This window comes from Thioalkalivibrio paradoxus ARh 1 (assembly GCF_000227685.2).
In the GTDB taxonomy this organism is placed as follows: Bacteria; Pseudomonadota; Gammaproteobacteria; order Ectothiorhodospirales; family Ectothiorhodospiraceae; genus Thioalkalivibrio; species Thioalkalivibrio paradoxus.
This window is the reverse complement of the sequence record NZ_CP007029.1, coordinates 2,054,817-2,073,703: the sequence shown is the minus strand read 5'-3', so window position 1 is coordinate 2,073,703 and position 18,887 is coordinate 2,054,817. Positions and strand designations below refer to the sequence as shown.

The window sequence follows — 18,887 nt, the reverse complement described above, 5'->3', positions numbered from 1 at the left end:
GAGGGCTCGCCTCCTGCGGGGGGCTATGATGTGACGTAGGAGGCCAGCCCCTGGCCGATTCCCTCAAAACGAGGTAAAACAACCCCGGCGCCCCCGATGACCCACGGAGCAAGCCATGGATGGCAAACCGCACGCCAGCGCGTTGCGGCGCGGACGCTATTCCGAGCCCGGGCGCATTTAACTCGTGACCTCGGTGACAACCGGCCGCCACCCGGTGTTCGCCGAACTTGCCGCCGCCCGTGTGCTGGTGCGTGCGTTGCGGCGTGAGCAAGAACTCGAACGTGCGAGCACGCTGGCGTTCGTCGTAATGCCGGATCACCTGCATTGGCTGCTGGAATTGGGCGAACGGCGGTCGTTATCGGTGGTGGTGCGTGCGGTCAAGGCAGTCACCGCCCACGAGCTGGGCCGAACCATCTGGCAGGCCGGTTTCCACGATCATGCGTTGCGCCGGGAGGAAGACCTGGCCACGGTGGCGCGCTATGTGGTGGCGAATCCGGTTCGTGCCGGCCTCGTGCAACGCGTCGGCGATTATCCGCATTGGGACGCCATATGGTTGTAACCGCCCCGCCTCCCGTGTAGGAGGCCAGCCTCTGGCCGATGGGGGTTGCCCCGGCGCTGGTCATCGGCGAGGGGGCTCGCCTCCTACAAAACCGGGGCGGGGTATGGTGTAGGAGGCCAGCCTCTGGCCGATGGGGTTTGCCCTGGCGCCGGTGATCGGCGAGGGGGCTCGCCTCCTACGGGGGGCAGGGCGGGGTGTGGTGTAGGAGGCCAGCCTCTGGCCGATCGGGGTTTGCCCCGGCGCCGGTGATCGGCGAGGGGGCTCGCCTCCTAACGGTGGTGCATGCCCACGCGTCGTGTCACGGGCTCTGGGTGGCGTGCAGAGCGTCGGGATGCAGCACTCGCTGGTAGAGGCGATATAGCTCCGGGATCTGGCGGGTGATGTCGAAGTGCGACGCGAACCGCTTTGCGCCCTCGTTGGCCAATCGGCTGCGCAGGTCGTGGTCATCGGCCATTCGTTGCAGCGCCTGCGCAAGGGCTGCAGGGTCACCGGGCGGCACGAGCAGCCCGTGGCCGCCTTCGCGCACCACCCAGCCGACACCGGAACCGGGGATGTCCGATGCGATCACCGGGCGGGCGTAGCGCATGGCTTCCACCAGGACCAAGCCAAAGGCTTCGCTGCGGTCCAGGGATGGAAGACACACCACGTCGCAGGCGCACATCAACGCCCGCAGCGTTGCGGTGCTGACCGACCCGAGGAGCTGCACCCGCGCGGTGAGACGGTGCCGTGAGATTTTTTCCGCCAGGGTGGTTCGGGCCGTGCCATCGCCCACAATCAACAGACCGGCGTGGGGGCTGCGGTTCACCGCCTCGATCAGCACGTCGAAGCCCTTGTAATAGGTGAGTCGGCCGACGGCCAGGACCTTCAGCAGACCCGTGCCTGGCCAGCGCGCCGTGGCTGCCTCGGTCGCGGCCCGCGTTGGCTGGGTAAGCCGTTCGGGTGCAACGCCGAGCGGGAGCGTGGAGCAGCGATCACGCCACGGTTGGAGCGCGGCACTCGCATCCCGATAGGATGGCGACGTGGCGATGGTGACCGCGCCGCGTCGCAACATCGCTTGCTCGAGGGGGCGATAACCTCGGTAGGCCCAGCGGATACGCCAATCAAGGGCGGCGGGGTCGACATCCGCGTGCCAGTGGATCACCCAGGGTAGGCGGCGTGCCGACGGTAACGCCAGAGCGGCGAAGGCCGACGTGTTCGGCAGGTGGAAATGCAGTAGGTCCGGACGGAACGAACGGATGGCGCGGGACAGGGCGAGCGGAAAGCCGGGACTGATCGGTGCGTAGAGGAGTTGCCCGTAACTTCGCGCGGTGTACAGGGGGTAGGGCTTGGGAGGCAGGGCCGGCGGTATTGGTTGGAGGCTTCCCGACGAAGACCGGTGGTCGCGAGGTGCCATGGCTGGGCGGCCGTCGTCTGGTGCGTGTTCAGAAGAGGTTGCGTTGGGGATTGCCCCTCCATGCGGCAGGTGCACCACGGCGGAAACCTCGGCCCCCGTTGCGCTGGCCGCACCCAGCAGATCCGAAAGGTAGGTCTCGATCCCGCCCCAAACCGGGGGAAAGAACTTGCCGATGTGGAGAACGCGGGGTGGCCGTGAACGTTCGCCCGGTGGGCCGCAGCGCTTACTCTCGCTGGCCATGATCGGAGTAATCGGGTTCGTCGCTTTGGACGTGGTCGTTGGACGGCAGCCGATGCGGCCGGTGCGCAACGGATTGCGGTGCGGGAATTCCTCGCTCGTCCATCAGCGCTTCAAGTATGGCGATCCGCTGTGTCAGTCGTCGAAGGTGTAGTTCCTGGCGTGAGCGCTCTAAATCCTGTGTCAGCATCTTGATCAGGATGAGCCCCATGCCAAGGAATACCGGCAGAATCGGTGGGTAGGAAATGCCCAGGCCGTGGGCGACCAGGTTGACCGCCTGCGGGAAAAGGCCCACCAGGACGATCACGACCGAGGCCGCGAGCCACCAGACGGCGTAGGGGCCATGCAAGTGGTCGCGGCGCACCAGGTACAGGATGGCCCCTGCAATGAGCAGCCCAATCGCTGCGCTCGTCCATTGATAAGGAATCACAGCTTCATCGGGCTCTGTCGGTGGCTCGAAGGGTTGGGCCTTGGTTTGCTCTAGAGCCGCTCAGGTTGGCGAGGCAGAGCACGGTGGTGTGGACCATATATCGGAACACCATCCACCAGGACGAGAACACGCGCGATATGCCGTCGCGGCGGTGGGTGATGGGAATGTTCACCTCACGCACCCGCAACGACTTCGAACGCATCAGCATCAAGACACCAACGTCCTGGTAGTCGAGCAGAGTCGCTTGCGGTGACGTCAGCACCTCGATCGCCCGGCGGTTGTATGCCCGGAAGCCCGAGGTGAGGTCTTCCAGTCGGAGGCCGGTCAGTCGGCGGAAATACGCCCACGCGAGTCGTCGCAGGGGGCTCACTCGCAACGGGCACGAGCCGATGACGACATCCGCCTCGCCATTGTGCAGGGGTGCAAGCAGTTCACGTATGAGGGCGGGTTCGTGCTGCCCGTCCGCATCGAGGGTGACGACGGTATCGGCTCCCTGCAACAGCGCATACCGCAGGCCAGTCTGCGTGGCCCCCCAGGCCCCCAGGCGGGCGGCCAACGACAGTACCTGGGCCCCGGCTTGGAGGCCGGCAGCACGTGTTGCGTCAGAGCTGAAATCGTCGACCACCACCACGTGGGGAAAGCTTTGCCTGGCGGCCCGTACCACGGTACCCAGTGAGGTTTGCTCGTTGAGAGCCGGGATGACGATCATGATCGCCGCATCGGCCGCGTCGCGGTTCATGGGCGCTCCCTGGTCAGCCCCGGTGTCGGCTGCGGACAGTGTCGTTGCGGCTGCGGCTTCGCGGGCCAACGTAGGCCGCGTATCACACGAAGAGTCTTGAACGGCGGGGTTGTGCAACGCGCCCCCACAGATAAATACGACGGACCGTGCAGAACACACTGGTTGGTCGACAGATGCAGCCAACGGGGGGCACGAGCTTCACCCATGGTGCGGATCAGTGAGATCGGGTATCGCACTTTTCGTCCTGGGCAAGGGGTGGTGCGCCCGAAAGTATTCATTGGCTCGTAAGCAGAAATAGTCCCAGGGCAAGAACCAAACTAACATGATATCGATCGGGCTCATCCGGGGTTCATTTTTCCCACAGAACTTAGAAACAAAGAAGAGCCGATATCGCGCGTAACAGTTAGGGCCTGTTGGCGCCGCCTCCGGCTGTCACGGGGGATGCGCGAATGGTAGTACGGTTCGCAGCTCGTGTCACGGGCGCCGACGGATCCACGAGTATCTGGCACCGTCCTGTCCCGGATTCTCCCGGAAGCCGTGGTGCTGATGTGGCGACCGGATGAGGCTGGCGAAGAATCCCGGGTGGATGCTGGCCCGCTTCTGGTCAGTCGGCCCAGAGTGCGTCGAGTGGGAAGCTGATTGCGTCGAACGGGGGGAGCTGAATGGGATTGTCGTTTTCGTGCACGCCGAGGAGCAGCCAGCGGCCATCGAGATTCTCGAAGGCCTCGAGCGTGCGCAGGTCGGGATCGATCAACCAGACGTGGGGCACCCCGGTGGCGGCATAGATCGGCAGTTTCTCCGCCCGGTCGGTGCGCGCCGTCGATGGCAAGAGCACCTCGCAGATCCAGTCGGGCGCCAGTTCGAACCAGGCCGTCTCCGGAAGGGAAGGCAGGCGCTCGCGGCGCCAGCCCGCGAGGTCCGGAACCAATACATCTGGCCCAAGATGCAATTCGGGTTCGTCCAGAATCCACCAGCCACCGGGGCCGCCGCGACCCTTGCCAAAGGGGCTGACGAGTTCATCGCCCAGCGCGGAGCTCGCCATTGCATGGCGCGGCGACGGGCGCGGATGTGTGACCAGCTGCCCATGGATGATTTCCGCAACCAGGTTCTCCGGCACTTGCAGCAGGTCCTCGTAGGTTGCAGTGCGCATTGCGGGGGCGTTCATCGCGACGAACTCCTGCGGGTTGGGCATCTTCCTGCAAGCCTACCCTGCGCGCCAGGTCGCGACAATCGCGGCGCAGGGGCACAAGCAACCCCACAGGTCCGGCGCCTTGCGCCGGGTCATACCGCATGTACCCGGGTCAACACGTCGTCTCTCTACCGGTCGGGAGGGCATCGGGCGTGAGTACATCCACCGCGACACCCAGCAAGTCGCTCAGTTCGACACGGATCGCGCCGATGTCGAACAGCGAGGTTTCCTCGGTGGGATCGGCGAGGATATCCAGATCGCTTGCTTCGATGTCTTCCCCCAGCAGTACCGAGCCGAACACCCGGGGATTGCGGGCGTGGTGACGGGCGACGATCTGCCGGATCGCCTCCCGGTGCCTCCGCAATGCGATGGACGGTTTCATGCTGTCGCGCCCCAATATCGTTTCGGGTCGTCTGACGATGCCCGTGCGCGGATCATGCCATTGCCCCTCGTCGTTCGCCGCCTTCAGGTCAGAGACTCAGGTGATTTCGCTCGAACAAGACACCGTCCTTTCGGTCTCTTCGGCCCGTCCGTTCATGCGCCGCGACTTCCTCCGGACCACCCTGCGCCAGCGGTCGCCGCCCTGAGCACGTCTGCAGCGCTGGAATCGCCGGTCACGTTCCGACGGAATGAGCGGTCACGTTGATCCGGAATACGCAACCTTGGCGCCGGACCGGAAGATGAATGCGGGAGGGGGACGAAGGTGGCTCGGAGCCAGAAGGTCATTTCAGGCATTGCTGGCCGCACTGCCATGAATGACGGTCACGAAATGGTCACGGAGCGTTTCGAGGACATAAACGAAAAAAGGACCAGGGGCTGTAAGCCTCTGGTCCTTCTCGTGTTTTATGGCGCGCCCGGAAGGATTCGAACCTCCGACCACCTGGTTCGTAGCCAGGTACTCTATCCAACTGAGCTACGGGCGCGTAGGGCAGGCGCGCATTATCTCGGTCTGCGGCCGGGGATGCAAGCCCCCGAACCGGGGGTGGTTCAAGCGCTTCCCGGTTTCGGGATCGGACCGTATGGGGAGCTGCGTACACGGTCGTGCTCGTGCATGCGGTAGTGCACGAACTTCGCGACGTCCTGGAAGTGCAGGAAGGGGTTGCCCTTGGCCTGTTCGTCGAGGGTCGAGGTGGGCTTTTCGGCGTAGTTGTGCCCGGGGTGGATGCAGGTGTGCCGGGGCAGTCCGCTGCGCAGGTCGTTCAGCGTGTGGAACATCTGCTCCGGGTCTCCGCCGGCCAGGTCGCAGCGTCCGCAGCCGAAAACGAACAGCGTGTCGCCGGTGATCAGGTCGTCGCCGGCCGGCAGGTGGTAACAGGCGGAGCCCGGGGTGTGGCCGGGGGTGTGCAGGATCCGGATCTCGGTGTCGCCGAGCCGGAGCACGTCGCCGCCGTGGTGCAGTTCGGGGCGGGCCAGATCCCGGCCCCAGAAGTCGGCCTCGGGCTTCAGCAGGTGCAGTCGGGCGTTCGGCGCGGATTCGAGCACCCGCTCGATGCCGTTGATGTGGTCGTGGTGGCTGTGGGTCAGCAGCAGGTCGCTGATCTGCAGGCCCTTGCTTTCGGCCAGTGCCACGATCGCCTCGGGTTCCCAGGCGGGGTCGACGATTGCGGCCCGGCCACTGGCGATGTCCTCGATCACGTAGATGAAGTTTTCCATCGGCCCCAGTTCGAGGGCGTGGATGCGGTAGGGCAGGTCAGGGCGCGTGGGGTTCATCGCGGCTGGGCTCCGGCGGCTCGATGCTTCGGAACCTGGAGGGTCGCGCAAAGCGGTTGGCGGATGCAATACATCCGCGAGTCGCGGGGCTTGGGGCGTACCGACACCGGCCCATTGGAACAGGCCGGTGTCGTGCCGGGGTGTATCCTAGCTGAACGCCTGGCCGGGGCTCACGCCCATCTTCTTCAGGATCAGCGCCAGCGGGCAGAAGCCGGTGAAGGCCGACTGCAGCAGGTTGAGGCCGACGAAGGCGGTCAGCAGCAGCCAGGCCGGGCTGAACAGCCAGGCCAGCAGGGCGCTCAGCAGGACGACGGTGCCGGCGACGGCGAGAACGAGTTGGTCGATGCGCATGGGTTTCTCCTGATCAATATTAGATGCATCTAATCTACGCAAGCGTGTTGTGCGGCGCAAGAAGGCACATGTTTCGGGTGAATGACCGGCGCGTGTAGTCGTCGACGGGCCACGGGCCGCCTGCGGTTGTTCAGCGGGTTTCGATCGGCACGTAGTCGCGCGCCTGGTACCCGGTGTAGAGCTGCCGCGGGCGTCCGATCCGCGATTCCGGATCCTGCATCATCTCGTTCCAGTGCGAGATCCAACCGACGGTGCGGGCCAGCGCGAAGATCACCGTGAACATGTTCAGCGGGATGCCCATCGCGCGCAGGATGATGCCCGAGTAGAAGTCGACGTTCGGATACAGCTTGCGCTCGATGAAGTACTCGTCCTCGGTCGCGATCTTCTCGAGCTTCAGCGCTACCTCGAAAAGCGGTTCGTTCTCGCCGCCCATCTCGGCCAGCAGCTTGTGGCACATCTCGCGGATGATCTTCGCGCGCGGGTCGTAGTTCTTGTACACGCGGTGGCCGAAGCCCATCAGCCGGAACGGGTCGTTCTTGTCCTTCGCGCGGGCGACGAATTCCTCGACCTTCTTGCCGCTGTGCACGATGTCCTCGAGCATGATCACGACCTTCTCGTTCGCGCCGCCGTGCAGCGGGCCCCACAGCGAGGCGATGCCGGCGGAGATCGCAGCGAACGGGTTGGCCTCGGAGCTGCCCGAGAGCCGAACCGTCGACGTCGACGCGTTCTGTTCGTGGTCGGCGTGCAGGATCAGGATCAAGTCCAAAGCGCGCACGAACGTCGGGTTCGGTTCGTAGGTGCCGGTGGGTACGCCGAACATCATCGCCAGGAAATTCTCGGTGTACGACAGACGGTTCTTCGGGTACATGAACGGCTGCCCGTTCGCGTACTTGTACGACCAGGCGGCAATGGTGGGCATCTTCGAGATCAGCCGGTGCGCCGAGATCTTGCGGTGTTCCGGGTTATGCACGTCGGTGGCGTCGTGGTAGAAGGCGGACAGTGCGCCGACGACGCCGACCATGATCGCCATCGGGTGCGCATCGTGCCGGAAGCCGTCGTAGAAGCCGCGCACTGCCTCGTGCAGCATCGAATGTTCCTTGATGATCCGCGAGAACTGGTGCAGTTCGTCGGAGCTGGGCAGTTCGCCGTTCAGCAGCAGATAGCAGACTTCAAGGTAAGTGCTCTGTTCCGCCAACTGTTCGATCGGGTAGCCGCGGTAGAGCAGGGTGCCCTGGTCGCCGTCGATGAAGGTTACGCCGCTGCTGCAGCTGGCCGTGGACAGGTACCCCGGGTCATAGGTGAAGTAGCCGAGCTCCTTGTACAGGGTACGGATGTCGATGCAGTCGGGTCCGTGGCTGCCTTCGTGCACCGGCAATTCGATGGTCTTGCCGGTGCTGTTGTCGGTAAGCGTTACGGTTTTCGCTGTCATGGGGCTCCTTCCGTGTCCTTTCAGAGACCGACGGGGTCGCTGCAGGTCAGTGTAGTGCCTTGCTGCGTGCACTGCACCATTGCATTTCGGATGGGCTTCAGATTTCCAGCCCGAGGTAGGCGGCCAGCTCTCGGCTCGACATCACGTGGCAGTAGATCCGGTTGATCACTTCGAGTTCGTGCCGGTGCAGGGCCTCGGTACCGGCGGCACAGCAGTCCTCCACCAGCAGCACGTTGAAGCTCTCGTCGGCGAGGCTGCGCACCGTCGACGACACGCATTGGTCGGTGTAGATCCCGGCCACGACCACGTTGCGGATACCCATGTTGTGCAGCACCAGCCGAAGGTTGGTGCCGGTCAGCGCGCTGTCGGTGGTCTTGGTGACCACGATCTCGCCCGGGGCCGGTGCCACCTCGGGGGCGATCTGCGACTCGCCCGCGTGCAGCGGCATCAGCAGGTCGTTCCACCCGGGCATCTTCTGGCTCAGCGACCGGTCCCGGCCATCCTCGAGCAGGCAGGCGATGCGGGCATGGAGCACGTCGAGCCCCCGGCGGCGAAAGGCCTGCTGCAGCGCACGGAGCGTGGGCAGCACGGTTCCGTGCATGCGTCGGTGGAAAGCCTCCCACCGGGCGCGTTCCCGCGGGTCGTCGGGGAGCTTCAAGCCGTAGTTCTGCACGTCGATGCAGAGCAAGGCAGTCTCCTGGGGCTCCAGCACCGGATCCTCGGGTTCGGGGTCGTTCGCGTAGTAGAAGGAACGGTGGTCGGTCTTCCAGCTCATCGGGCGGCCCTCGTCGCTTGTCATCTGCCTCGGGGCTTCAGTCTGATGCAGGTGCATGCCCGTGGACAATTGCGCGCGGGTGGAACCTGAAGGAAGATCGAACGCGTCGCGACGACCCCTTCTGGTGCCCGGCGTTGGCCGGCCGCTGCCAGCCGCGGGCGCCGCGCCGGGTACCGGTAGCGGCACAGGTCCGGGTTGGAAGAGACACAATGGTGCAATACATCGTCAGACACTGGCGCGGCGAGCTCGGTCTCGCGGTCGCTTTCTGGATCAACTTTGTGGGGTTGAATCTGCTCCTGCTTTCGGCTCGGCCCCTGGTCGAGCAGTTGCTCGGAGCCATGGCCCTGGACGGCGATCCCAGGCTGGTCTCACGTCTGGCGGTGCTGCATGTGGCGTTCGTGTACGGACTGGTCTACCCGTGGCAGGTCGTCGGGGTATGGCGGGCCGCCGCTCCGCACCGGGCCGGCTTGCGCCGACGGGCCTGGGGCCGGGTTGCCCGTGTGATCCTGGTGGTGAGCGTAACCGCTACCGTGGTGACGATGGCGCTGGCTGCGCCGATCTATCGCGATATTCTGACGATCGCGTTCGGTCCTGACCGTTACGGCAGTTTCACGGTCACGCGGGTCGGCGATGGCGAACTGATCCATTTCGAGGGCTACCTGGGGTACGACGCGGCCCGTCAACTAAGGCGGGCATTGCGCAACGAGCCGGAGGTGCAGGGGATTATTCTGGACAGTCGGGGCGGGTGGATCTCCGCTGGCCGCAGTGTCGGTCAGGTGATCGAGCGCCACGGCCTGAACACCTATTCTTTCGACGGCTGCCATTCCGCCTGCGTCACGGCATTTGTCTCGGGCGACAAGCGGTACCTGGCCGACGAGGCCCGGCTCGGCTTTCACCAATACGCTGTGCCATTCGGCGGTCTGAGAGCGTTTTCGGACATGGGGTTGGAACAGCAGCGGGATCTCCAGCACTTTCGCAGGCAAGGAGTGCAGCCGGCATTTCTCGCCCGGCTGTTCCAGGCCGGACACGACGAGATCTGGTATCCAACGCAGCGGGAGTTGCGCGAGGCTGGCGTGATCCACGACGTGCTGCGCTCGGAAGAACTGCTGTTCGGCCGCGCTCCCAGCTCGGGCAACGCCCACGAACCATCCGTGTAAAGCGCCGTACCTGGCGTTGTGCCGAAACCGTCGGGACGTCAGGCGGCGGGAGCAGCTGCCGGAGGGCGGGGGCGGGCGAGCTGTCCCATGCTGCCGGCGCGGGCTATGGAGCGACCGAGGGCAGGTTCGCGCGAAGCGGATCGCTCTCGGTTTCCCAGACCCCCGCCTCCTGCGTGCGGCCGTCGGTGTCGAGCACCAGGAAACTGCGGTGGCCGTGGTGCCGAAGCATGCGGGTGATGTTCTGCAGGCCGGTGGCATTGTCGGCGCTGACTACCGCGGTGCGCGTATCGGGAAGGGTCCACATGCGGGCATGGCCGCGTTGAGCGATCCCCGGCGCCGGTTCCGGGATGCCGGTTCGGGTCATCCAGTCGGCCACGTCCCGGGTGCTGCCGATCACCAGCAGCGGGGCATCCGCCTGGAACGCCTCGGCCCGCTCCGGGCTTCGGTCGAGGATCGCCCGGGCGAAGGGTTCGAGGCCATCCTGGGTGGCGATGAGACGGGTATCGGGATGCAGGCTCGCGGTGCGCAGGATCGGCGGCGGATTCGATACTCTCCGGAGCAGCTCGAAGTCCGGGTCGACGGTCACCGCGGTCGCCGGTGCGGGCAGATCAATGCTGAACGTCGATTGGCGCTCGTCCAGCGTGACCAGCGAACGTTGCGGGCCGTCGCGCGTGTCGATCGCCACCGGCACCCGCAGGGGCCAGGGGGGCTCGGATTGTACCTGCTCGATGACGCCGGTCAGCGTCCATTGGTCGGCGTCCTCGCCCTGCGAGACCGAGTGCAGAGCCAGTTCCGGCAGGCCCGGCCGGCCGGTCCAGGTGGTGAAGAACGGGCGCAGGTCGCGCCCCGCAGCGTCGCTGAACGCCCGCGCGAGGTCGTTCCAGCCGGCCTCGTCGAACAGATGGCGGTCGCGCAGCAGTCGCGCGCCGGCGTCGAAGTCCGCGGCGCCGATGTCCTCGCGCAGCATGTGGAACATCAGCGCGCCGCGATTGTAGCCCACGATGCGGGCCGCACCCTGATTGCCGCCCCGAAACGATACCAGCGGTCGATCCAGTTCCGGCGGCAGCGCGGCCAGATCCAGCAACCACCGGTAGCGGGTCTCGCGATCGCGGCCGTGCAGTTCGTCCAGGTGGTAGTCGGCCATGAAGGTCGTCAGCGCCTCCGACCAGTTCCCGGTCGCGTAATCGACGCGCACGCCCGTGCCCCACCAGCTGTGCATCAGTTCGTGGGCCAGCGACGTCCGGGGAATGAACGGCAGCGGGATCACCCGTTCGCCGAGCAGGGTGAACCCGGGAAACGCGAACCCGACCGGCATCGGCGACGCGGCGATCGTGAAACTCTGGTAGGGGTAGGGGCCGGCCCGTTCGCTGAACATCGCCAGGTATTCTGCCGCGTGCTCCAGGTAGGTCGACGCATGGGCCTCGTCGAGCGATTCGGGGAACAGCGTGCGTACGCGCACGCCGTTCGCCTCCACCTGGCGCTCCTGCCACGGTCCGGTGGCGACCACGATGGCGTCGATTCGAGGATGTTCGTAGACCGACGAGCGGTAGCCGGCCTGCGACAGGGACTCATCGACCAGCGAACCCGTGGCGACCGCACGTTGGCCCTCCGGTACACGCAGCTGCAGGCGCAGGAGGAACACCTCCAGGCCATCGAAACGCGGGTACCAGCCGGCATCCGGGGGCAGGAACCCGCCGTCGGGCGCCAGGAATCCGCGGGTGTCCGACGGCAGTTCGCCCTGCCAGGCCAGCTGAAGCGTTCCGGCCTCCGGCAGGTGGATCCGGTAGCGATCGCCCGCCGCATGAATCGCCTGCGGGTCATGGTCGCCGATCCGTGCCTGCGTGGGTTCCAGGCCCGCAGCGAGGCGGAACCGGTGGTCGCCTGCCGGCAGGTCGACGGACAGTTCGCCGCCGATCGTGCCGCGATCCGGATCCAGGTGGACATCCAGGCTCAGTGTTGGGGGGGCGGCCCATGCGGCCGATGTCAGCAGGAGCAGCGCCGGCAGTACCCTGAGCAGAATGTGCGGTATCCGCCACGCGAGTTGGTCTGGGCGCATTGCGGTTACCTCAGAGCGTGTGGCGGTGCGTTCCGCCGTCGTGAAAGGATCCCGGAGCCGCCGGAGCGGCGTGCGGCGGGCAGGCCATCGGCGCGGTGGCGGTACACCTCCGGGGCCGCACAAGGACGTCGGCGTCGGTCGGCACCGCGGCCAGCAACAGGGCAAGGCTGCACATGCCTTCAGTCCGTCAGTCCGTTCGTGCCGGGAAGCGGGCCAGCACCTCGCGCGCTTCACCGTCGCGCAGCACGGTCAGTGGAAGAATGGTTCCAGGCGCGTGGCGGCGGACGATCGCGACCAGATCTCCAGGGAGTACCAGGTCAACGCCCGCGGCGGCTGTCAGGATGTCGTCTGCCTGCAGTCCGGATGCGTCGGCGACCGAGTCGGGCTGTACCGAGCGCACGCGAATCCCGGCCGGGTCCGATTCGATCCGGACGCCGAGCAGCTGCGGTGGCTGGGGTTCGTGCAGCGGTCCCGCCGCAACGCCGAAGATCGCGTCGGCGACGCCGGGTTCTGGTGCGCTACAGTCTTCGTTGCTGTCCCAGGGCAGCAGCGTGTGCTGGTGTTCGAGGCCGATCCCCAGATCCGCCAGTTGGTGGGGGACGCCGTGGTGGAATTGCAGGTGCCCGGAACCCATCAGTCCGACGACCAGTGGATAGTACTCGGCCGCATCGGCGAGGCCAGAGGCCATCGCGCGGTCCCATGCCAGTTGGGCCGCAACGAAGCGATCCAGGTCCGGGTCGTCGAGGACGCCGGCCGGGTGATCCTTCAACACCGTATCCAGATAGTCGCGGTAGGCTTCGGGAGCGGGCGCCGGCGGCGAAACCCGGTGACGCTCTTCAGTCGGAACGCTGTCCCAACCGTCGGAGGCCAGACGCCGAACCAGCGAGCGTTCCAGGTTGATCGCCAGCAGGGGCACCTGGTGCATACGTGCGAAATGCAGGATGGGCAGGTACAACTGCGGATCGAAGCCCCAGGCTTGATGCCAGTTGCTCTGTTCCAGAAAGCTCGGTTCGTCCAGTTCGCCGGCAACCCAGGCATCGAGCGCCGGCTGCGCCTCGCGCGGCAGCATCTCCAGGCCGATCGCCATCCCGGGCCTGCGGGCGTGCAAGCCCGCGAGCGTATGCAGTTGCCAGCGGTGATGCTCCATCCGGTCGTGAGTCTCGCCGAGCAGCACGACGCGGGACCTTTCCAGATTCTGGAACAGCCGATCGGTGGCCAGCGGTGCCCCCTCGCCATTGAGCCATTGCCCCGGAGCAGGACAACCGGCGGCCGCGTGCCCCGCGGCGAGCAACGCGAAAACAACGAGAGCCGACAAAGGGCCGGCACGGCGGATTCTGCGAGTCATTGGGTGGCTCCAGGCACGGGCATGGCCTTGGGAGTCGCCGCGAGGCAGGGAAGTTCGATCGGCCATGCCCGGGCATTCGATTCTGGCGATCGGCCGAGGCCTGCAATGCGCACCGATGCCGGCCTGACCGGCCGGCACCGGAGGTAAGTCTCAGGATCCGGGCGGTCCTCCCATGCTTTTCTTGACCAGAAAGAGCAGCAACCCGACGATGACCAGCACCGAGGCACCCAGGGCCGCGATCGTCAGGTAAACGATCACATCACCGTATTCCATGTAATTCCCCCTTGATGGCACTTGACCAAAGCAAAGGATAGGCTTGTAGTCACAGTAACGGCAAGGGATTCTTCGCCCCGCGATGCTTGGTGTGCGGACCAGGAAGCATCAGGCGGTTGGTCCGGGGGCAGGCGTTCGCGGGGGAGCGGAACTGCGGCGCAGCACGTTGGATCCATGGTAACGTAATGATTTAATTTTGTTTTTTTGTTTGATTTCTCAAGAGAAAGGCTCGTGAGTCCGGCCGTTGCCGAGCGGCCATCCGTTACGAATGCTTTGACACCGAGCGCGAAGGCGGTAGAATCTGCGCCCTGTCCGAGACAGGCGCGTAGCTCAGTTGGTTAGAGCACCACCTTGACATGGTGGGGGTCGTTGGTTCGAGTCCAATCGCGCCTACCAAACAGCCAACGAGAACGGCAACCCGCAGGGCACTTCGGGTTGCCGTTTCGGTTTTGGGGTCTGCGTTCGGGCAGTTCCCCGCCACCGCCACGCGGTTTCAAGACCTGGGCCAACTCGCTACCGATGCGCGGGAGTGTAGGCCCGAGCGCCGTGCGTGCGCCTCGGCCTCAGCCGGTATTCAGTGCAGTGGCCGGGGCAAGGTACACTCCGGGCATTTCGGCCGCGCCCTACGCAGGGCACAGGAGACCGCCATCGCCCCCGTCACACAGGTGAAGCGCCGCGAGATCTTCGGCTGGGCGATGTTCGATTTCGCCAACCAGGCCTACACGCTGTTGATCATCACGGTCATCTTCGGGGATCTGTTCACTCGGGTCATCGTGGGGGATGCGCCGGACTACCGGCTGGGCAATCTTCTGTGGAGCCTGGCGCTGGCGGTCAGCTACCTGCTCGTGCTGCTTGCGGCCCCGGTGGCGGGCTCGATCATGGACGCGACCCGCTCGCGCAAACGCTTCCTTCTCATGTCCTGGCTGCTCACCGTGGTCACCACGGCGATGCTGTACTGGGTCGAGCCGGGGCTGGTGGCGCTGGGCATGGTCCTGATTGTGATCTCGAATTTCGGTTATGCGATCGGCGAGTCGTTCATCGCCAGTTTCCTCCCCGACCTGGCACCCCCCGACCGCCTGGGCTGGGTCTCGGGGCTTGGCTGGGCGCTGGGATATCTGGGCGGGCTGTTCGCGACGGCCTTCGCCCTCGGCCTGCTGGGAGACGTGTCGGCCGACAATTTCGAGCGAATCCGCTGGGTAGGACCGTTCGCAGCGGCTTTCTTCCTGGTCGCTGCGCTCCCAACCTTCCTGTTCCTGCGCGAGCGCGGGCCGCGGCGGCGGGTCGATAGGCGGCTGCAGTTGAGCCTCGGGTTTCGCCGGGTGGCGCGCAGCCTGAGCACCCTGAGCGACCGGCCGGGGCTGCGGGATCTGTTCCTGTCGGTGTTCTTCGTGATGGCCGGGATTTACATCGTCATTGCGTTCACGTTCATCTACGGCTCTCAGGTGATCCGTTGGGACGAGTCCACGCGGGTGGCGATGTTCGTGATCACGCAGGTCACGGCCGCTGTGGGCGCGCTGGGTTTCGGCTGGCTGCAGGATCGCGTGGGCCCGGTACGGGTATACCGGTTCACGCTGCTGCTGTGGACGATCGCGGTGCTGGCGATCTTCCTGACCCCGCGGCTGGCCGAGTGGCTGACTGCGGTGCTGGACCGCACGGTCGAACCCCAGCAGGTCTTTCTGTATGTGGGTGCGATCGCAGGGCTGTGTCTGGGCTCGGCACAGTCTGCAGGCCGCGCGCTCGTGGCCCTGATGGTGCCGCGAGAGGAGGCGGGACGCTGGTTCGGATTCTGGGGTCTGGCGGCCAAGGCCGCCGCCATTTTCGGTTTGATCGGGATCGGCCTGCTGCAACTCTGGCTGGGGTTGGCGAATGCCATCCTGTTCTGCATGCTGCTGTTTCTGGCAGCGCTGGTCGCGACCCTGCGTGTTCGGCTTCCGCACGCGAACGCCTGAGCGGGAACGGTTGCGCAGAGGGGCCGCTCGAACGCGGCGTGATGCCAGGGTTGGGGCAACGGCGGGGAACGCTCGCGTGTCGCGAGTGATTGGCCCCGGGCCCGGTGGGCCTCGCTCCGGGTGGGCATCGAGTCGTCGCATCGGTGGATGCATCACTGCTTCCAGTGGCTCCAGGCACACTCCTCGCGAATCGAGCCGGTAAGGGAATATTGGGTATCGGCTGCGCCTGATGTATGTTGGGTCCGTAGCGAAAATTTCTATCAGGCTGGCGCCGGGGGCTTTGCATCCCGTAGACGCCCAAACTGCGTCTTGGTCCGACAGGATGGTGACGCGGCTCGGAAAGGATGATCTGAGGCATGGCAAGACCATTGCGGATTGAGGTCGAGGGTGGGGTGTATCACGTCGGCACTCGGGGTAACGCGCGAGATCCGGTTTATCTCGATGCCGAGGACCGGCAGTCCTGGCTGGAGCTTCTTGGCGAGGTTTGTAGCCGTTTTCACTGGTGCTGTTTCGCTTGGTGCCAGTTGCACGATCGCTACCGACTGGTGGTGGAAACGCGCGAAGCGAATCTTTCCAGAGGGATGCGACACCTCAACGGGGTGTATACCCAACGGCTCAATCGCCGCCATGACCGTACAGGGCACGTTTTCCGCGGGCGCTATGATGCGGTCCTTTTGGAAAAGGACCGCTTTCTGGCACAGGCTGTCCGCGACGCCGTGCTGGCCCCGGTGCGCACCGGGTTCGTCGAGCGGGTGTCCGATTGGCGTTGGAGCAGCCTTGCCGCCACGATCGGGCGCCAGGCCGCGCCGCCCTGGCTCGACACCGGATGGCTCGCGGACCACTTCGGCGACAACACGGATGCCGCGCGAGCAGCGTTCCTGAGCTTCCTGGAGCAGGGGCTCTCGGCTTCGGACCTGACGGGCACGCGGCGTGCGCCGGTAGTACTCGGGAGCTCGGCATTCCTCACCGCCGTTCGGAATGGATTCTCTTCAGGCCCTGATTTCAGCGAGGTGCCGCGGATTCACCGCAAGGCACTTACCCCGTCGTGGGAAGAATACGAGAGAATCCCGGATCGGCGACGTGCTATGGCCGAGGCTTACCTCTCCGGCGGTTATACGATGCGCGAGATCGCCGAACGGTTCGGTGTGCACTATTCCACCGTGAGCCGGGCAGTACGGAACCATCGGGCGGCATCGAACGGGGGCGGTGTAACCGGGGCAGCGGAACGGTCGCCGGGGGGCGCCGATTCTCACGAGGAATAGGAAAGGCCCCAGGAGCACGAAGCCCCCGGAGCCCCAGTCGCACGGTACCGACCTGATTGGGCATCGTCCGTAATCGCCGGCTCGTCCATGATTACCGTTCGTTGCGACCGGTGCAGTGTCCTCGATTTCGGTAGCAGAATTCAACCTTTTTTGGGAAATCCGTCGCACTTTTGTGGTGCGTGGTTATATCTTTTGGACAGGTAGCGGAGTTCGTGATGGGGTCAGGTCTTGCAAAGCGATAACCAACGTGCTTTTGCAAGACCTGACCCCAGCGGTTCCTTTGAATGGGTCCGGGTTTCGCCATGCTGTTCGCAGTTCCGCTGCAGCAGGTCCTTGCCGCTTGTGCTGCGGGATTGCAATCGCCGGAGTAGCATGTTGGTGCATTCCTGCGCGGTAAGCAGTCTGCTGCCGGGCGAGCCGGGATCCGGTTCGGCGCAATGAAGATGCTAACTGTCATGGTGCGGGCAGCCACCCCCGATGATGAAAGAGGCGTAGGGCGGAAAAGGCCGAAGGCCGTCATCCGGCAGCTGGCGCTCGGATTGCAGCGGGCGCCTGGGCACTGCGAACGGCGGATGACGCTGCGCTTTTCCGCCCTACGGGTCGCCCGGGGCACGAGACAGGCCGTGACTTTCACGCTAACTGTCATGCCATCGGGGGTGAGGCACCCCCGATGATGAAAGAGGCGTAGGGCGGAAAAGGCCGAAGGCCGTCATCCGCCATCCGGCGCCCGGGGTGCTGCGGGTGCCTGGGCACTGCGAACGCCGAGTGGCGGATGACGCTGCGCTTTTCCGCCCTACGGGTGGCCCGGAACACGAGACAGGCCGTGACTTTCACGCTAACGGAATGCAAGAGGGTGGTTCTTGCGCGTGATCATGATGATGCTGGTGTTGCTCGTGCTGGCCCTGCTGGTGGCACGCCAATGGGGTGGGGTAGCGGGTCCGGGCGCCCGCGTGCCGGGTGCTGGGACCGAACAGCCTGCATCGCAGGTGCCTCGGCATGTTCAGGATTTGCCGGCCTTCGAACGCGAGATGCGGCGCATCATGGACGACGCGGCGAGGGATCGGATGGAGGCGGCCGGGCAGTAGGGCGCGCAAACAGCCGTGTGGGGCCGGCGCCCCGGGTCGGGCCCTGGGTCATGGCCGCTGGGGGCGGTCCAGCGTACGGCGTAGCCGGAGCATGCGCAGCAGCCAGTACACGGCCACGGCGGCGAGCAGGTGCTTCAGGGTATGCCCGCTCAGCCATCCTTCGGTCAGCGCGTGCAGTGTATGGTCGAGTGATTCGGCCAGCAGCGCGAGCAGATACCAGCCCGCGGCGATCACGAAATCGCGACCGCGGTCGTAGCGGCTTCCGTACAGCAGGATCAGCAGCGGGCCGATCACGATCGGCACCGCCTGCACCAGCAGGTAGAGCCGCAGATCGCCTGCGCCGGCGCGTTCGCTGAACAGCCAGTAGGTCGTGGCAGCAACGCCGGCGAGCACGAGCCCGGGTAGGGCAGCGAGTCCCAGCCGATACTCGATGCGTTCGCTGAGGATCGCGGCGAAGATCGCCATGAAGGCGATGCTCATCGGCAAGCGATCCCAGAACAGGCGTTCGTTGGTCGGCGCCCAGTGATAATACGCGGACCCGATGCCGACCAGCGCGATGGCGCCGAACAGCACGATATAGGGCCAACGCTCGGACGCGCGGATGAACGGGCCGCTGGACTGGCCGCGCTGGCGCCAGGTCCAGGCGAGGCCGGCGATCCCCACCAGCAGAAAGGGCAGGTTGGAGATCACGTCCGCGAAATGGGGAACGCCGAACACAGTCGCCGTTGCCGCGAACCGATGGTATTCCTCCGGTTGCGGAATCGCCGGGAGCAAGGCGGCCCCGCCAATGAGTGACGCGACGGCGATGAGGATCGGGAAAACGCGCCAGTCGGGTTTCATTCCGTCCATGATAGACATTCGCTCGCCGTTGCCGTGCTCCTGGCGCAATCCTGCCTCGGCTGGAGTGCAGCCGACCTTTTGCAGTTCCGGGGGTTCTGGTAGAAGGTG

General features: G+C 65.5%; 18 protein-coding genes, 2 tRNA genes and 2 pseudogenes. 6 read left to right on the top strand and 16 right to left on the bottom strand.

All coding sequences use genetic code 11. The features are described 5' to 3' along the window. Window positions 1-115 precede the first annotated feature (115 nt). Window positions 116-559: pseudogene (locus THITH_RS09440) on the top strand (REP-associated tyrosine transposase). 298 nt (window positions 560-857) lie between these two features. Here THITH_RS09440 and THITH_RS17915 read toward each other — a convergent pair. From THITH_RS17915 to THITH_RS09390, 10 genes are all read right to left on the bottom strand, one after another. Further along, complete coding sequence (locus THITH_RS17915; protein WP_006747302.1) at window positions 858-2,192, bottom strand: glycosyltransferase; 1,335 nt, start codon at window positions 2,190-2,192, stop codon at window positions 858-860. Beyond that, window positions 2,176-2,619, bottom strand: a complete 444-nt coding sequence (locus THITH_RS09430; RefSeq protein ID WP_006747303.1) for a DUF2304 domain-containing protein — start codon at window positions 2,617-2,619, stop codon at window positions 2,176-2,178. Before THITH_RS09430 ends, THITH_RS17915 begins: the two co-directional genes overlap by 17 nt. Before the next feature lie 4 nt (window positions 2,620-2,623). Continuing rightward, window positions 2,624-3,358: a glycosyltransferase family 2 protein gene (locus tag THITH_RS09425; protein ID WP_006747304.1), complete on the bottom strand. Its 735-nt coding sequence runs from the start codon at window positions 3,356-3,358 to the stop codon at window positions 2,624-2,626. Between the two features lie 604 nt (window positions 3,359-3,962). Continuing rightward, the gene (locus THITH_RS09420; RefSeq protein ID WP_006747305.1) at window positions 3,963-4,523 is read right to left on the bottom strand and encodes a Uma2 family endonuclease; all 561 of its coding nucleotides are present in this window, start codon (window positions 4,521-4,523) and stop codon (window positions 3,963-3,965) included. A 136-nt stretch (window positions 4,524-4,659) separates the two neighbouring features. Then, window positions 4,660-4,929, bottom strand: coding sequence for a nucleotidyltransferase family protein (locus tag THITH_RS09415; protein ID WP_006747306.1), 270 nt, complete (start codon window positions 4,927-4,929; stop codon window positions 4,660-4,662). A 464-nt stretch (window positions 4,930-5,393) separates the two neighbouring features. After that, window positions 5,394-5,470 (bottom strand) — tRNA-Arg (locus tag THITH_RS09410). 64 nt (window positions 5,471-5,534) lie between these two features. Then, complete coding sequence (locus THITH_RS09405; protein ID WP_006747307.1) at window positions 5,535-6,257, bottom strand: MBL fold metallo-hydrolase; 723 nt, start codon at window positions 6,255-6,257, stop codon at window positions 5,535-5,537. A 147-nt stretch (window positions 6,258-6,404) separates the two neighbouring features. After that, window positions 6,405-6,608 (bottom strand): YgaP family membrane protein, encoded by a 204-nt coding sequence (locus THITH_RS09400; protein ID WP_006747308.1) that lies wholly within the window; start codon window positions 6,606-6,608, stop codon window positions 6,405-6,407. Window positions 6,609-6,738: 130 nt separating this feature from the next. Next, entirely contained in the window at window positions 6,739-8,037 is a 1,299-nt protein-coding gene (locus THITH_RS09395) for a citrate synthase (RefSeq protein WP_006747309.1), read from the bottom strand. Between the two features lie 97 nt (window positions 8,038-8,134). Continuing rightward, window positions 8,135-8,812, bottom strand: a complete 678-nt coding sequence (locus tag THITH_RS09390) for a cysteine hydrolase family protein (protein ID WP_006747310.1) — start codon at window positions 8,810-8,812, stop codon at window positions 8,135-8,137. 209 nt (window positions 8,813-9,021) lie between these two features. On the opposite strand from THITH_RS09390, the gene THITH_RS09385 reads away from it, so the two are divergent. Continuing rightward, complete coding sequence (locus tag THITH_RS09385) at window positions 9,022-9,969, top strand: COG3904 family protein (protein ID WP_006747311.1); 948 nt, start codon at window positions 9,022-9,024, stop codon at window positions 9,967-9,969. Between the two features lie 103 nt (window positions 9,970-10,072). Here the strand turns inward: THITH_RS09385 and THITH_RS09380 are convergent, their stop codons facing one another. The 3 genes from THITH_RS09380 to THITH_RS19545 all read right to left on the bottom strand — a co-directional run bounded on the left by THITH_RS09380 (window position 10,073) and on the right by THITH_RS19545 (window position 13,643). Beyond that, complete coding sequence (locus THITH_RS09380) at window positions 10,073-12,025, bottom strand: M1 family metallopeptidase (protein ID WP_006747312.1); 1,953 nt, start codon at window positions 12,023-12,025, stop codon at window positions 10,073-10,075. 187 nt (window positions 12,026-12,212) lie between these two features. Then, on the bottom strand, window positions 12,213-13,370 hold the full coding sequence (locus THITH_RS09375; protein WP_006747314.1) for a ChaN family lipoprotein: 1,158 nt from the start codon (window positions 13,368-13,370) through the stop codon (window positions 12,213-12,215). 150 nt (window positions 13,371-13,520) lie between these two features. Then, entirely contained in the window at window positions 13,521-13,643 is a 123-nt protein-coding gene (locus THITH_RS19545; protein WP_006747315.1) for a hypothetical protein, read from the bottom strand. Between the two features lie 319 nt (window positions 13,644-13,962). On the opposite strand from THITH_RS19545, the gene THITH_RS09370 reads away from it, so the two are divergent. The 3 genes from THITH_RS09370 to THITH_RS09360 all read left to right on the top strand — a co-directional run bounded on the left by THITH_RS09370 (window position 13,963) and on the right by THITH_RS09360 (window position 16,854). Further along, window positions 13,963-14,039, top strand: a tRNA-Val gene (locus THITH_RS09370). Continuing rightward, window positions 14,000-15,592, top strand: a complete 1,593-nt coding sequence (locus THITH_RS09365) for an MFS transporter (protein WP_006747316.1) — start codon at window positions 14,000-14,002, stop codon at window positions 15,590-15,592. Before THITH_RS09370 ends, THITH_RS09365 begins: the two co-directional genes overlap by 40 nt. Window positions 15,593-15,960: 368 nt before the next feature. After that, complete coding sequence (locus THITH_RS09360) at window positions 15,961-16,854, top strand: helix-turn-helix domain-containing protein (RefSeq protein ID WP_232222182.1); 894 nt, start codon at window positions 15,961-15,963, stop codon at window positions 16,852-16,854. Window positions 16,855-17,300: 446 nt separating this feature from the next. On the opposite strand, the pseudogene THITH_RS19250 reads toward THITH_RS09360, so the two are convergent. Both THITH_RS19250 and THITH_RS19245 read right to left on the bottom strand, forming a co-directional pair. Then, window positions 17,301-17,500 (bottom strand): annotated as a pseudogene (locus THITH_RS19250) (hypothetical protein). Further along, the gene (locus THITH_RS19245; protein ID WP_084222711.1) at window positions 17,497-17,688 is read right to left on the bottom strand and encodes a hypothetical protein; all 192 of its coding nucleotides are present in this window, start codon (window positions 17,686-17,688) and stop codon (window positions 17,497-17,499) included. Before THITH_RS19245 ends, THITH_RS19250 begins: the two are co-directional and overlap by 4 nt. Before the next feature lie 32 nt (window positions 17,689-17,720). Between THITH_RS19245 and THITH_RS09355 the strand changes: the two genes are divergently transcribed. Beyond that, window positions 17,721-17,939, top strand: coding sequence for a hypothetical protein (locus THITH_RS09355; RefSeq protein WP_198019435.1), 219 nt, complete (start codon window positions 17,721-17,723; stop codon window positions 17,937-17,939). 48 nt (window positions 17,940-17,987) lie between these two features. Here THITH_RS09355 and THITH_RS09350 read toward each other — a convergent pair whose 3' ends face one another. Beyond that, entirely contained in the window at window positions 17,988-18,788 is an 801-nt protein-coding gene (locus tag THITH_RS09350) for a ceramidase domain-containing protein (protein ID WP_025367435.1), read from the bottom strand. Between the last annotated feature and the right edge of the window lie 99 nt (window positions 18,789-18,887).

Bases quoted from the DNA above. Each gene is read 5' to 3' on its own strand.
- THITH_RS17915 (WP_006747302.1), bottom strand. From the start codon at position 2,192: ATGGCCAGCGAGAGTAAGCGCTGCGGCCCACCGGGCGAACGTTCACGG.
- THITH_RS09425 (WP_006747304.1), bottom strand. From the start codon at position 3,358: ATGAACCGCGACGCGGCCGATGCGGCGATCATGATCGTCATCCCGGCT.
- THITH_RS09420 (WP_006747305.1), bottom strand. From the start codon at position 4,523: ATGAACGCCCCCGCAATGCGCACTGCAACCTACGAGGACCTGCTGCAA.
- THITH_RS09415 (WP_006747306.1), bottom strand. From the start codon at position 4,929: ATGAAACCGTCCATCGCATTGCGGAGGCACCGGGAGGCGATCCGGCAG.
- THITH_RS09405 (WP_006747307.1), bottom strand. From the start codon at position 6,257: ATGAACCCCACGCGCCCTGACCTGCCCTACCGCATCCACGCCCTCGAA.
- THITH_RS09400 (WP_006747308.1), bottom strand. From the start codon at position 6,608: ATGCGCATCGACCAACTCGTTCTCGCCGTCGCCGGCACCGTCGTCCTG.
- THITH_RS09395 (WP_006747309.1), bottom strand. From the start codon at position 8,037: ATGACAGCGAAAACCGTAACGCTTACCGACAACAGCACCGGCAAGACC.
- THITH_RS09390 (WP_006747310.1), bottom strand. From the start codon at position 8,812: ATGAGCTGGAAGACCGACCACCGTTCCTTCTACTACGCGAACGACCCC.
- THITH_RS09385 (WP_006747311.1), top strand. From the start codon at position 9,022: ATGGTGCAATACATCGTCAGACACTGGCGCGGCGAGCTCGGTCTCGCG.
- THITH_RS09380 (WP_006747312.1), bottom strand. From the start codon at position 12,025: ATGCGCCCAGACCAACTCGCGTGGCGGATACCGCACATTCTGCTCAGG.
- THITH_RS09375 (WP_006747314.1), bottom strand. From the start codon at position 13,370: ATGACTCGCAGAATCCGCCGTGCCGGCCCTTTGTCGGCTCTCGTTGTT.
- THITH_RS19545 (WP_006747315.1), bottom strand. From the start codon at position 13,643: ATGGAATACGGTGATGTGATCGTTTACCTGACGATCGCGGCCCTGGGT.
- THITH_RS09365 (WP_006747316.1), top strand. From the start codon at position 14,000: ATGGTGGGGGTCGTTGGTTCGAGTCCAATCGCGCCTACCAAACAGCCA.
- THITH_RS09350 (WP_025367435.1), bottom strand. From the start codon at position 18,788: ATGGACGGAATGAAACCCGACTGGCGCGTTTTCCCGATCCTCATCGCC.